At 60.0% G+C, this 11,702-nt stretch carries 13 protein-coding genes; 6 read left to right on the top strand and 7 right to left on the bottom strand.

Annotated elements, in window-relative coordinates; all coding sequences use genetic code 11:
- Positions 1 to 92: 92 nt before the first annotated feature.
- From AC1DNW_RS26100 to AC1DNW_RS26085, 4 genes are read right to left on the bottom strand one after another with little or no spacing between them, the layout of a single operon-like run.
- The gene (locus tag AC1DNW_RS26100; RefSeq protein ID WP_477854795.1) at positions 93 to 2,324 is read right to left on the bottom strand and encodes a hybrid sensor histidine kinase/response regulator; all 2,232 of its coding nucleotides are present in this window, start codon (positions 2,322 to 2,324) and stop codon (positions 93 to 95) included.
- A 55-nt stretch (positions 2,325 to 2,379) separates the two neighbouring features.
- On the bottom strand, positions 2,380 to 2,886 hold the full coding sequence (lspA, locus tag AC1DNW_RS26095; RefSeq protein ID WP_113307770.1) for a signal peptidase II: 507 nt from the start codon (positions 2,884 to 2,886) through the stop codon (positions 2,380 to 2,382).
- Positions 2,883 to 3,740: a TrmH family RNA methyltransferase gene (locus AC1DNW_RS26090; RefSeq protein ID WP_113307771.1), complete on the bottom strand. Its 858-nt coding sequence runs from the start codon at positions 3,738 to 3,740 to the stop codon at positions 2,883 to 2,885. Before AC1DNW_RS26090 ends, lspA begins: the two co-directional genes overlap by 4 nt.
- Positions 3,737 to 4,834, bottom strand: coding sequence for a class I SAM-dependent rRNA methyltransferase (locus AC1DNW_RS26085; RefSeq protein WP_113307772.1), 1,098 nt, complete (start codon positions 4,832 to 4,834; stop codon positions 3,737 to 3,739). Before AC1DNW_RS26085 ends, AC1DNW_RS26090 begins: the two co-directional genes overlap by 4 nt.
- A 115-nt stretch (positions 4,835 to 4,949) precedes the next feature.
- Here AC1DNW_RS26085 and AC1DNW_RS26080 point away from each other — a divergent pair, with 115 nt between their 5' ends.
- Both AC1DNW_RS26080 and AC1DNW_RS26075 read left to right on the top strand, forming a co-directional pair.
- On the top strand, positions 4,950 to 5,402 hold the full coding sequence (locus tag AC1DNW_RS26080; protein ID WP_113307782.1) for an SRPBCC family protein: 453 nt from the start codon (positions 4,950 to 4,952) through the stop codon (positions 5,400 to 5,402).
- A 45-nt stretch (positions 5,403 to 5,447) separates the two neighbouring features.
- On the top strand, positions 5,448 to 5,891 hold the full coding sequence (locus tag AC1DNW_RS26075; RefSeq protein WP_113307783.1) for a GNAT family N-acetyltransferase: 444 nt from the start codon (positions 5,448 to 5,450) through the stop codon (positions 5,889 to 5,891).
- A 6-nt stretch (positions 5,892 to 5,897) separates the two neighbouring features.
- Here the strand turns inward: AC1DNW_RS26075 and AC1DNW_RS26070 are convergent, their stop codons facing one another.
- The 3 genes from AC1DNW_RS26070 to sppA form a co-directional block, all read right to left on the bottom strand.
- A complete protein-coding gene (locus AC1DNW_RS26070; RefSeq protein ID WP_113298360.1) occupies positions 5,898 to 6,230 on the bottom strand; it encodes a LapA family protein in 333 nt (110 codons plus the stop codon).
- A 100-nt stretch (positions 6,231 to 6,330) separates the two neighbouring features.
- On the bottom strand, positions 6,331 to 6,630 hold the full coding sequence (locus AC1DNW_RS26065; RefSeq protein ID WP_003544934.1) for an integration host factor subunit beta: 300 nt from the start codon (positions 6,628 to 6,630) through the stop codon (positions 6,331 to 6,333).
- A 30-nt stretch (positions 6,631 to 6,660) separates the two neighbouring features.
- Entirely contained in the window at positions 6,661 to 7,611 is a 951-nt protein-coding gene (gene sppA, locus AC1DNW_RS26060) for a signal peptide peptidase SppA (RefSeq protein ID WP_113307773.1), read from the bottom strand.
- Positions 7,612 to 7,834: 223 nt separating this feature from the next.
- On the opposite strand from sppA, the gene lptC reads away from it, so the two are divergent.
- The 4 genes from lptC to rpoN all read left to right on the top strand — a co-directional run bounded on the left by lptC (position 7,835) and on the right by rpoN (position 11,687).
- Positions 7,835 to 8,500, top strand: coding sequence for an LPS export ABC transporter periplasmic protein LptC (gene lptC, locus AC1DNW_RS26055; protein WP_113298362.1), 666 nt, complete (start codon positions 7,835 to 7,837; stop codon positions 8,498 to 8,500).
- Positions 8,501 to 8,513: 13 nt separating this feature from the next.
- Entirely contained in the window at positions 8,514 to 9,164 is a 651-nt protein-coding gene (locus tag AC1DNW_RS26050; RefSeq protein ID WP_113307774.1) for an LptA/OstA family protein, read from the top strand.
- 106 nt (positions 9,165 to 9,270) lie between these two features.
- The gene (gene lptB, locus AC1DNW_RS26045; protein WP_210276717.1) at positions 9,271 to 9,984 is read left to right on the top strand and encodes an LPS export ABC transporter ATP-binding protein; all 714 of its coding nucleotides are present in this window, start codon (positions 9,271 to 9,273) and stop codon (positions 9,982 to 9,984) included.
- Between the two features lie 155 nt (positions 9,985 to 10,139).
- Positions 10,140 to 11,687 carry an RNA polymerase factor sigma-54 gene (rpoN, locus tag AC1DNW_RS26040; RefSeq protein ID WP_113307775.1) on the top strand — a complete coding sequence of 516 codons (1,548 nt, stop codon included), beginning with the start codon at positions 10,140 to 10,142 and terminating at the stop codon, positions 11,685 to 11,687.
- Positions 11,688 to 11,702 lie beyond the last annotated feature (15 nt).

The raw sequence follows: 11,702 nt of genomic DNA, 5'->3' as shown, positions 1-11,702 counted from the left end.
CCGGCTTATCACACGCCATAAAACACTTATGTACGACAGGAAAGTGACATACCGAATTTGTGCACGCAAGAAACGTGCCGATTTTCCCAGCTTCAGCGCGCCTCAGCCCGACGAGCTGAAAGAGCAACAACCGCCTGCACTTCGGTGAGCAACCTGACCGGATCTACCGGTTTCACCATGACGCGATTGGCGCCGTTGAGCAAGACCTGTCGCCGCGATTCGTCGCTCTTGTCCGCAGTCAGAACGATGACCGGTACGGGCAGAAGATCGAGCCGACGTTCATGTCCCCGAAGGCGTCCCAGCATGTCGATGCCGTTGCCGCCGGGCATGGAAAGATCGCTGATGATGATATCAGGCCTGTCGTCACCAAGCGCATAGTCGAGCAGGGTCTCGAAATCATCCACATGCCTGACGGAGTGGCCGCCCTTTTCCAGCATGACACGCACCAGCATGGCATTGATCGGATCGTCCTCGCCGAGAAGGACGGAAAAGCCGACGCCCATCGCCGTCCGCTCTGCAATAGAGGGACCAAGGCCAGGCTGGTTGTCGTTCAGCGCATCGCGCTTCTCCATGCCGCGCATGCGCCCACGCAKCACGTCGATCAGCGACTGCTCACGCAGCGGCCGGATCAGCCATGCATCGAACAGGTCGAGCGAATGCGAATTGCGCTCTTCCGGATTGACGAGCAGCACCTTGCGCAGGCCAAGCGCTGCGATCTCCGTGCGATCGGCAATATGCAGCGAGAATTCCTCGGACATGCGGTGATCGATGATGATATCGGTCGGCCTGTCGCCGCTGCGGGCTAGCGACAGCAGGCTTTCGCGCGCCGCCTCGCCGCTGGCGACCAGGTGGCAGCGCCCTCCAAGCGTCGTAATCGTCTCGGCGATCGCCGTGCGCGCCGCACCGGCCGGGGCGAGCAGCACGATACTGTTGCTCGCCAGCAATGTTTTCCGGCTAGCGGTATCCTCTTCCGAAAGTTCGATGGGGAAGCGAATGGTGAATTGACTGCCCTTACCCCTCTCGCTTGCAACTGTCAGCGAGCCGCCGAATTCGCGCATGATGCGGGCGGAGATCGCAAGGCCAAGCCCCGTGCCGTTGCTCTTCTGGGCAAGCGAGCCGCCCTGTTCGAATTCCCCGAATATACGCGCCTGCTCCTCCGCCGTCATGCCGGGGCCGGTATCGGTCACTGATATCAGCAACTCGCCGGCGGCCCTGGAGATGCGGATGAAGACGCCGCCCGCCTGGGTAAACTTCACGGCATTGCCGATGACGTTGAAGAGCACCTGCCGCAGCCGCGCCGGATCGAAGCTCATCAGCTCCGGTACATCGGAGGAAACCGTCGCGCCGATCTCGATACCCTTCTCATGGGCGCGGTGGGCCAGCATCTCCACGACGCTTTCGACAAGCTTGCGCAGCGATTCCGAGCGCGGGCGGAGCTGGAACCGGCCAACCTCGATGGTGGAGAAGTCGAGCAGGTCCTCGACGAGCTGGGTCAGCGCGTGGCCTGACTGGCGGATGCTGGTCAGATAATTCTGCTGTTCCTGCGTCAGCTTCGTCTCTGAAATCAGATGCGCCATGCCGAGAATGCCTGACAGAGGCGTGCGGATTTCATGGCTGACGGTCGCAAGGAGCCGCGATTTGGCCGCGCTGTTATATTCGGCCTTCTGCCGCGCCTCCTCGCGGCTCTCCGCGGCAAGCCGCTCTTCGGTCACGTCGCGCGCGATGCTCTGCAGGAGCAGGCGCCCGTTTGCCGGGTCGCGAGTGACGACATCATGCCAGAGAAAGATGCGCTGCCCGGCCGGTGTCGAGATCTCCACGTCATAGCGATGCGGCTGCGGGCCGGGACGGAAGGCAAGGCCGATCTCTTCGCAGGTCTGGCCTTCGGGTTTGGCACGTCCGGTCAGGCGGCGGAACGTCTCATTGGAGCCGATGATGCGCCGGTCCATCATGCGGGTGACGACGATATCGCCGAGCACGTCGTGGACAGTGCCGAGCAGGCCGGTCGCATCGACGCGTTCCGGCCTCTCCGGGCTGCGGCCTCCGGGTCTGTTTCCGTTCCTGAAAAAAAGAGCAAGATAACCTGCAATGGCGGCGATCAGAATGATGCCGAGGCCTGCCATGAACGGGCCGCCCCAATGAGAAAGAAGCAGCAGCAGGATGGCCGAAAGAAGACCCGATCCGCCGAGCCACTGGAAGAGCAATGGATGCCGGGAGCGAAAARCAGCCGACGACAATTCCGCAGCCGTGCGGCCGCGATGGGCCTTAACGGCAGTTCCGCCGAATGCGGCGGACAATCGTTCCTGGAGCTGCGCCAACCTCTGCATGCAATACAGCTAACATATTGCCCGTTCCGAATGTTTTCAGGAATCCGCTAAAAATTTAGTGATCCGCCTTTTTCGGCTTCTGCACCATCTCGTCGAGGATGACGCAGCCGGCGCCGACGGTGATGAAGCTGTCGGCGAGGTTGAACACGGCGAAGGACCAGGTTTCCGTATGGAAGAGGATGTAGTCGATCACATGCCCATAGGCGAAACGGTCGATGAGATTGCCAATCGCCCCCGCAATGATGAACGCATATCCAAGATGCGCCAGCCAGCGGTCCTTCGAGGTGCGATGCCAGAGGTAAAGCACGAAGGCGACGATGACCAGGCGCATGCCGACGATGAACCAGCCATCCATACCTGACAGCATTGAGAAGGCGACGCCGAGATTGTAGGTGCGGTAGAGCGCCAGCATCGGAATAACGGGGACGGCTTCCTGCAGCGGCAGGTAGTGGTCGACGGCGATCTTGACGATCTGGTCGAGGATGACCGCGATCACGATGAAGATCAGGATCGGCAGCGGTCGAGAGAAGAGCGCCGGGCGTGCGGTCGTCAGATCGGTCATTTGCCCTCGGACAGTGAGAGGAGATGGCGGCGTGCCTCAAAAAGCATGACGGCGGTGGCAACGGCGAGATTGAGGGAATCGGCGCGGCCCTGCTGCGGAATGCGGGCAAGCGCGTCTGCCTGCCCGGCAAGCTGGTCCGGCAAGCCGGATTGTTCGTTGCCCATCAGCAGCACGACCGGCTTTTTCTTGTAGTCGATCGTGCGGTAGTCGACCGAACCGGCAAGATGGGTCGCAACGACAGAAACGCCGGCCTGCTTCTTCCAGGCAATGAACTCCTCCGCCGTCGCATGGGCAACCGGAACGGCGAAAACCGAGCCCATGGTGGCGCGCACCGTTTCCAGCGAGAAGGGATCGGTGGTCTCGCCGACGAGGATGACGCCGGAGGCACCTGCTGCATCGGCGGTGCGGATGATCGTTCCGAGATTACCGGGATCGCGCACGCGGTCGAGCGCTACCCAGGTCTCGCCCTCCTTCGGCCGGACATCCCTGAGCTTCGTCCAGCGCGTTTCGAAAATGCCGACCACCATCTGCGGATTGTCACGCCGGGTGATCGAGGAGATCACCTTCTCGTTGACTTCGAGCACGAGCCCGCCGGAGGCGACGGTCTTTGCCGCCATCTGCTCGACCAGCGGCTTACCCTTGGCTGCCTTGGCATAGACCAGTGTGCGGATCGTCCAGCCGAGTTCGATCGCATCGATGACGAGCTTCAGACCTTCGGCCATGAAGGTGCCGCTCTCCTCGCGCGACTTCTTGTTCGTCAGCGTCTTGATATCCTTGATGATAGGATTGGCGAGCGAGGTCACTTCCTTCACCTGCCCGACCTTGCGGGGGCCGCGATCGTGGAATTCGTTCATTTCGGCACCCAGCGGGAAAAGAGGGAGGTGGAGAGCGCCCGGCCAGGCGTCTTGCCATCGAGGCCAGCCTCGCGGATGACCAGTTCGCCGGATTCGACCACGCCGCCCGCCCCGCGCATCGTCTCGCGCATCAGTTCATGGATGGAATAGAAGCTTGCCCGGATCGAATAGGCCGTCAGCACCAGGCCGACCGCCTTCGGCGACAGGATTTCTCGGCAGATGTCCAGCATCAGCGGCAGGTGCTCGAAGAGGTGCCAGACCTCGCCATTCGGGCCGCGGCCGAATTTCGGCGGGTCGGTGAGGATGATGTCGTACTGGCTGCCGCGGCGTTCTTCGCGCAGGATGAATTTCATCGCATCCTCGCAGATCCAGCGGATCGGCAGCTTTTCCATGCGTCCCAGCGCCTGGTTTTCGCGCGCCCAGCCGATCGCCTTCTTCGAGGCATCGACATGGGTGACTTCCGCACCGGCAGCCGCAGCGACCAGCGAGGCGACGCCGGTATAACCGAAGAGGTTCAGCACCTTCAGTGGCCGTCCGGCGCTTTCMACCTGTTGCTTCATCCAGCTCCAGTGAACGATCTGTTCCGGGAAGACGCCCACATGGCGGAAAGAAGTGAAGCGGCCGAAGAAATCGACGCCGAGCAGGTTCAGAGGCCAGGTCTCGCCGTGTGCTTCCTTTGGAAAACGCCAGCGGCCGCTGCCTTCTTCATCCGTGTCACCGGTAAAGACGGCATCGACCTTTTCCCATACATGGGCAGGCAGCGATGGCTGCCAAAGCGCCTGGCCTTCGGGACGCACGATCCGGTAAGGGCCGTATTGTTCGAGCTTCTGGCCGTTGCCGCTGTCGATCAGATGGAAATCACCCGCACCCGTCGATTCCAGGATGACAGGCACGCGCTCGGCCGGCCGCTCGCCGTGGCGCGCCGTGAGCGGGCGTTCGATTGCCGCCGGAACCGCCGCCGGTGGGAGCTGTTCCCGCGCAGGTGCAGCCTTTATGGCCGTCTTTTCCGGCTGTACAGGCCGCGCATCGGAGCGGCGTCCGCCGGAAGGGCCTGCCGCCATCTTCGCGCCGGGCCGGCGTTCTCTTTGTTTCAACGTGGTCTTCCGCGTCTTAAATTCAATTGAGCCAGTGCAAATAGCATTCCGTCCGACCTTGGCAAAGCGCTTTCCCGTTATGATATGGTCCGGCTATGGAAATGGGGAACTGCTGATGGACTTGATCGGGGAGGAACGCATCGCCGCGCCGCGGGATGTCGTGTGGGCGGCCATGAACGATCCCGATATCATCAGGCAATGCATTCCGGGCTGCCAGAGCGTCGAAAAGCGGTCGCCAACGGAATTCGTGGCAACCGTCAAGGTCGGCTTCGGCCTGTTTTCGGTGACATTCAACGGCGATATCACGCTTTCGAATGTCGATGCGCCGCATAGCTATACGATTTCTGCGGAGGGGCGGGGTGGCATTGCCGGTTTTGCCAAGGGCGAGGCCGACGTTACGCTGGTCAATGAGGGCCTGCATACGCTGCTGCGCTATGAAGCCGACGGTGATACGGGTGGCCGGATTGCCGAACTCGGCGGCCGGCTGATCCGCGCCACGCTGGAAAAGCTCGCCCGCCGCTTTTGGGGAAATTTCAATGCGGCGGTCATCGAAAAGGCTGCAGGCTAGTCCCGCGGGCTTGGCATGTCAGACAATCCCTTTTACGCAAGATCGATGACTTGGAAAATCCGACCCAACTGCCCCGAAGACGTGACGCAGCTTGCCGACATCTATCTGTCCGTCCGTCGCCAGACCTTCACCTGGGTCGATCCAGGTAAATTTCATCGGGAGGATTTTGCCGCCCATACCAACGGCGAAGTCGTTTCCGTCTGCGAGGCGGCTGACGGGAAGATAGCCGGCTTCATCTCGATCTGGGCGGCGGATGATTTCATCCATATGCTCTATATCCTGCCCGAATTTCAGGGCAAAGGTGCAGGAACCGCCCTGCTGCAATCGCTCCCCGGTTGGCCGGCGCATAAATATCGGCTGAAATGCCTCGTCAACAACCGCGACGCCAAGGCCTTCTATCTGGCACATGACTTTCAGGTCACCGGCAGAGGCGCCTCAACCGAAGGCGATTATGAAGAGCTGAGTTTCACGCCGGCGTCAGTGGAATAGCGGCAATCACCGCGAGGGCAATTGCCCGACGATCTCTTCCGCGCGCGTCTTGTGACGATCTGCTTCGCCCTGCCAGCGGATAGCCTCTTTGGCTTCGACGCGTGCGCGCTTGCGATGCTTACCCTGGTTGAACCAGGTCGCAGCCGAGCCCACCAGCATGCCGACGATGAATGCGATGAGCAGGAAAACGAAGAGGGGCGCGGCGAGCGAAAGAACCTGATCCTCTGGCCGGAACGGATTGAAAGCGAGCGTCACACTCTGCCGGTTGGCGACGCAGAAGATGATCAGGATGACGCCGAGCGGCAGCAAAATCAAAAGGTTGATGATCTTCTTGGCCATATCGTTCTCCACGCCGGTTTGGCGAAGGCAAGCTTCATGGACGCCAGAATAGAAGTGCGGCGGCGAAGTTCAAGTGCGGCTTGATGCCCGTTTCAGAGGATCAATCCTCTTCGTCGGCCTGTCCGGGGTTCAGCCGCTCACGCAGTTCCTTGCCAGTCTTGAAGAAGGGAACCCACTTCTCCTCGACGAACACGGTATCTCCGGTGCGCGGGTTGCGGCCGGAGCGGGAAGGGCGGTTCTTCACGGAAAATGCGCCGAAGCCGCGCAGTTCGACGCGATTGCCAGCCGCAAGCGCATCAGTGATCTCGTCGAGGACCGCATTGACGATATTTTCGACATCCCGATGATAGAGATGCGGATTGCGTGCTGCAACAATCTGCACCAATTCGGACTTGATCACGTTCGCCCCCTTAAATTATTGATTTCTTATTCAATCCTGGCCAACCTGCCAAACTGAAAGCAGMCCGTCAAGGAGCAACTTTGGGGGCAGGATGCCGTTAATATCCTGGCCTTTGACAAGATCGCCATAACCAAGGATGGTAATCAACCGGGAAACAGCTCCAGCGAGCAGGAAGGGCGTGTTGCTCTTCTTGTCCCAGTCGACGACCGGCAGCTTGTCGCTGACATCTCGCGAGGTCAGATAAGCGCGGATTTCGTCTTCTCCACCGACGGCATCGATAAGTTTCACCTTGAGCGCCTGCCGGCCCGTAAAGATCGTGCCGTCGGCAAGCTTCAGCACCTCGTCGCGCGGCAATTTGCGCCTGTCCACAACGAGATTGACGAACCAGTCGTAACTGTCGAGAACCATATTGCGGATCATGGCTTTGGCCTCTTCACTCGTATCGTGAAAGGGCGAGGGCTCGGCCTTGAGCGGGGAGGATTTGATTTCCTGCAACGAAACGCCGAGCTTGTCGAGCAACGGCTGGATCTGCGGATACTGGAAGATGACGCCGATCGAACCGGTGATCGAGCTTTCGCCGGCAATGATCGTGTCGCCGGCCGTGGCGATCATGTAGCCGGCGGAGGCTGCAAGCGTCCTGACGTCGGAGACGACGGGCTTCTTTTCCGCGATCGCTCGGACCGCCTTGAAGATTTTCTCGCCGCCATAAGTCGTCCCGCCGGGTGAGGAGATCGAGATCACGACTGCCTTCACCTGATCATTGTCCCTGATCTTTGCCAGCCGCTCGAGCAGTTCATCGTCATCGGTGATGAGGCCGGAAATCGTCACATGGGCGATATGGGGCCGGGCGGTGCTGCCTTCGCTGAAGGCAAAATTATAAAGCGCAAAGCCGAGCGCGACGAGCAGCGCGATCGCGGCAAGGCGCCAGAAGCCAAGCCTGCGGCGCAGCAGCCGGCGGTCTGCGATGATCGAGCTATCCATTCCAACCTCCAGAGACGAAACCCAGCGGGCGGTTTGTCACCGCCGGGGAGATAAGGCGCAAGCTGCCGCGAGAAAATGCCCGGAAACCTGTGTTTTTCGGTTTTGTTGCTTGTTGCAGAAAAAAATCCATATTGGCAAGCCAATGTAATAATGCGAAACGAACTGTGATTGGAGCCCGGCATTGCTATATAAGCGGCACGATCATCACACACGGACCAGGCATATGCTCGATACCCTCAGGAACAACGGGAAACCCGCATACGCCGGGTCCAAGGATAGCGCCTACGGCGTTGCCCGGTTCCATTCGACGCGTGTGCGCCGCCTGAAGATATTGTTGCCGGTCGCAGCCCTCATCATTTCCTTGATCTTCATCGCCGTCTCGGTAATCCGCACTTATCTGCCGGATACCATCAAAATCGAGGGCGCCAAGATCGAGAACGGCAAGGTTGTGATGGAGAAGCCGGCCATTGCCGGCCGCAACTCCGACGGTATCAACTATTCGATGCTCGCCGAGCGCGCGCTGCAGGATATCCGCAATCCGGATCTCATCACGCTGGAGACGATCAAGGCTGCGGTGCCGATGAATGACGGCCTGATGGCCCGTGTTACGGCTGCGACTGCAGATTTCAACCGCGCCACCGACAACCTGCACATGACGGCGCCGTTCACCCTCGTTCTGAGCAACGGTCTCGTCGCGAATTTCCAGACCGCACATCTTGATATCAAGGGCGGAAATATGTCGACGGACGATCCCGTCAGAATCACCAAGGACAATGCTTCGATTGTTGCGCGGTCGATGAATATAACCGATAAGGGGCGTGTGATCACATTCGAGGGGAACGTTCGCATGAATGTTGAATCATCCGCCATCCACAAACAGGGCACCTAAAGAGCCGGGTCAAATGACAAAAGATTGTCGCATTTCAACGCGTAAGACTGGCGTAGCTTTCATCACCGGCGCACTTGCCATCGTCCTGTCGGTCGCGGGGGCGGCCGCCCAGTCGACGACCATGCCTGGGATGAAACTATCCAGCGATCAGCCGATCCAGATTGAAAGCAACAAGCTGGAGATCCATGATCAGGAACACACGGCGCTCTTCACCGGCGACGTCAAGGTCGTTCAAGGAACGACGACCCTGCAGGCCGGCAAGATGACGGTCTATTACAAGGACAAGTCGAAGCAGCCCGCAGCAGGCGATGCTGCCACCAAGCCGGCGCCTGCTGCCCAGACGGCTCCGGCCGCGGCGGAACAGTCGAACTCGCTTGCCTCCGGCAGTGCCGATATCGACAAGATCCTGGTGACCGACAAGGTTTACCTGACGTCGGGAACGCAGACGGCGACCGCCGATGACGGCAATTTCGATATGACTTCCCAGGTCTTTATCCTCACGGGCAAGAAGGTCGTTTTGACCGATGGCCCGAACGTCTTTACCGGCTGCCAGCTTACCGTTCATATGGCGACTGGTCAGGCGGAGCTTGAAAGCTGCGGTGGTCGTGTCCAGATTCAGCTCGATCCAAAATCGCAGCCGAGTCAGCAGCCAAAGCAGAATTGAGAAGTCGGCCTTACACGTGAAGCTATTCTCCTTATCCACCAAGTCCGGCAGAGCCGCGACGGAAGCTGCGGCCGCCTCCGTCGATAAGGCCCGCTACCAGGGAACGCTGATTGCACGCGGTCTCACCAAGACCTATGCGACACGGCGTGTCGTCAACGGCGTTTCGCTGGTGGTGCGGCGTGGTGAGGCCGTCGGCCTGCTGGGGCCAAACGGCGCCGGCAAGACGACCTGTTTCTACATGATCACCGGCCTCGTGCCKGTCGATGAGGGAACCATAGAAATCGACGGCAACGACGTGACGACGATGCCGATGTATCGTCGCTCCCGCCTCGGCGTCGGCTACCTGCCGCAGGAGGCCTCGATCTTTCGCGGCTTGACGGTGGAGGAGAATATCCGCGCCGTCCTCGAGGTCCATGAAAAGGACAAGGCGGCGCGTGAGCGCAAGCTCGACGAACTGCTCGAGGAGTTTCACATCGCGAAGCTCCGCAAGAGTGCCGCCGTGGCTCTCTCGGGCGGTGAGCGCCGACGCCTGGAAATTGCCCGCGCGCTTGCGACCGACCCGACCTTCATGTTGCTCGACGAGCCCTTTGCCGGTGTCGACCCGATCTCGGTTGCCGATATTCAGAACCTCGTGCATCATTTGACGGCACGCGGCATTGGCGTTCTCATCACCGATCACAATGTGCGTGAGACGCTGGGACTGATCGACCGGGCCTATATCATCCATGCCGGCGAAGTGCTGACCCATGGACGCGCCAACGATATCGTCAACAACCCGGAAGTGCGCCGGCTTTATCTGGGCGACAATTTCAGTCTTTGAGCCAAACCTGGACGACAGAAAATTACGCTGTCGTTTAGGTTCCGCTTGACCAAATAGGATAAAAAAGCAATTTTTGGGCCAACTCGGATTTCCGTGGCCCGAAGCCTTGATCGGACGCGGTTTCTTGGAGGAGTCGAGGGAGTTTCGCGTCCGCCATGGCCCTGTCTGCCAATCTTTTTCTGCGACAGAACCAGTCCCTGGTGATGACACCGCAACTGATGCAGTCCATTCAGTTGCTGCAGATGACGCATGTCGAACTCACTCAGTTCATCGCCCAGGAAGTGGAGAAGAATCCGCTCCTCGAATTTCCGTCGGGCGAAGGCGATGCCGGTGAACGCGGAGAGGCTGTCGAAGAACCCCACCCCCAGCAATCGGAGGACGCGGGCGACAGCGACTATGAAGGCCGCGACGAAACGCTTTCCGCCGACTGGTACGATAATGGCAGCCCGAGCCGGCTGAGCGATGAGCTGGACGCCAACTACGCCAATGTCTTTCCGGATGATGGAGCGCCGCAGCGGCTCGATGCGCCGGAACTCATCAGCCAGTGGAAGTCGATGCCCGGCAGCGCCGAAGGTGCTGACAATTACGATCTTGATGATTTTGTCGCCGGCCAGGTGTCCTTGCGCGAGCATCTTGCCCAGCAGATACCCTTTGTATTGCCCGATATGACCGATCGCCTCGTCGCCCAGAATCTGGTCGATCAGCTTGATGAGGCCGGCTATCTGCAAGCCGATGTTGGCGAAGCCGGCGAGCGTCTCGGCACTGATGCAGAAGATATCGAGCGCGTGCTCTCAGCGCTGCAGACGCTTGATCCGCCTGGCGTCTTTGCGCGTAGCCTTGCCGAATGCCTGGCTATCCAGCTTCGCCAGAAGGATCGTTTCGATCCCGCCATGCAGGCTCTCGTCGAAAATCTCGAACTTCTGGCACGGCGCGACTTCGTCACCCTGAAACGCCTCTGTGGCGTCGATGAGGAAGACCTGCTCGATATGCTCGGCGAAATCCGCCAGCTCAATCCGAAGCCCGGCAGCGGTTTCGAGGCCGGCGTTTCAGAGGCGATCATGCCTGACGTCGTCGTCCGCCCCTCCTCGGACGGCGCCTGGCTGGTCGAGCTCAATCCGGATACGCTGCCACGGGTCCTCGTCAATCAGTCCTATTTTTCGCACGTAGCGAAGAACGGCGAGGATCACGCCTTCCTCTCCGAATGCCTGCAGACCGCCAATTGGTTGACGCGCAGCCTCGACCAGCGCGCCAAGACCATCATGAAGGTGGCGAGCGAGATCGTGCGCCAGCAGGATGCCTTCCTGTTGCATGGCGTTGATCATCTGCGGCCGCTGAACCTGAAAACGGTGGCCGAGGCGATCAAGATGCATGAATCGACGGTCAGCCGGGTCACCTCGAATAAATATATGCTGACGCCGCGCGGGCTTTTCGAGCTGAAATATTTCTTCACGGTTTCGATCAGCGCCGTCGCGGGGGGCGACAGCCATTCGGCGGAAGCAGTTCGCCACAAGATCCGCGCCCTGATCCTGCAGGAAAGCCCCGATGCGGTGCTTTCCGACGACGACATCGTCGATATGCTCAAGAAGGGTGGGATCGATCTCGCGCGCCGTACGGTCGCCAAATACCGCGAGGCAATGAACATCGCCTCTTCTGTCCAGCGCCGCAGGGAAAAGCGCGCGCTGGCCAAGGTCGCCGGTTTCTGACTTGCAATGCTAGGG

The sequence above is a fragment of the Rhizobium sp. 05L429 genome (genome assembly GCF_056397645.1).
The sequence above is the reverse complement of the archived record's forward strand: the minus strand, read 5'-3'. Positions and strand labels throughout refer to the sequence as shown.

Coding starts and splice junctions, on each gene's coding strand:
- lspA (WP_113307770.1), bottom strand. CDS start 2,886: ATGACCGATCTGACGACCGCACGCCCGGCGCTCTTCTCTCGACCGCTG.
- AC1DNW_RS26090 (WP_113307771.1), bottom strand. CDS start 3,740: ATGAACGAATTCCACGATCGCGGCCCCCGCAAGGTCGGGCAGGTGAAG.
- AC1DNW_RS26080 (WP_113307782.1), top strand. CDS start 4,950: ATGGACTTGATCGGGGAGGAACGCATCGCCGCGCCGCGGGATGTCGTG.
- AC1DNW_RS26075 (WP_113307783.1), top strand. CDS start 5,448: ATGACTTGGAAAATCCGACCCAACTGCCCCGAAGACGTGACGCAGCTT.
- AC1DNW_RS26070 (WP_113298360.1), bottom strand. CDS start 6,230: ATGGCCAAGAAGATCATCAACCTTTTGATTTTGCTGCCGCTCGGCGTC.
- lptC (WP_113298362.1), top strand. CDS start 7,835: ATGCTCGATACCCTCAGGAACAACGGGAAACCCGCATACGCCGGGTCC.
- AC1DNW_RS26050 (WP_113307774.1), top strand. CDS start 8,514: ATGACAAAAGATTGTCGCATTTCAACGCGTAAGACTGGCGTAGCTTTC.
- rpoN (WP_113307775.1), top strand. CDS start 10,140: ATGGCCCTGTCTGCCAATCTTTTTCTGCGACAGAACCAGTCCCTGGTG.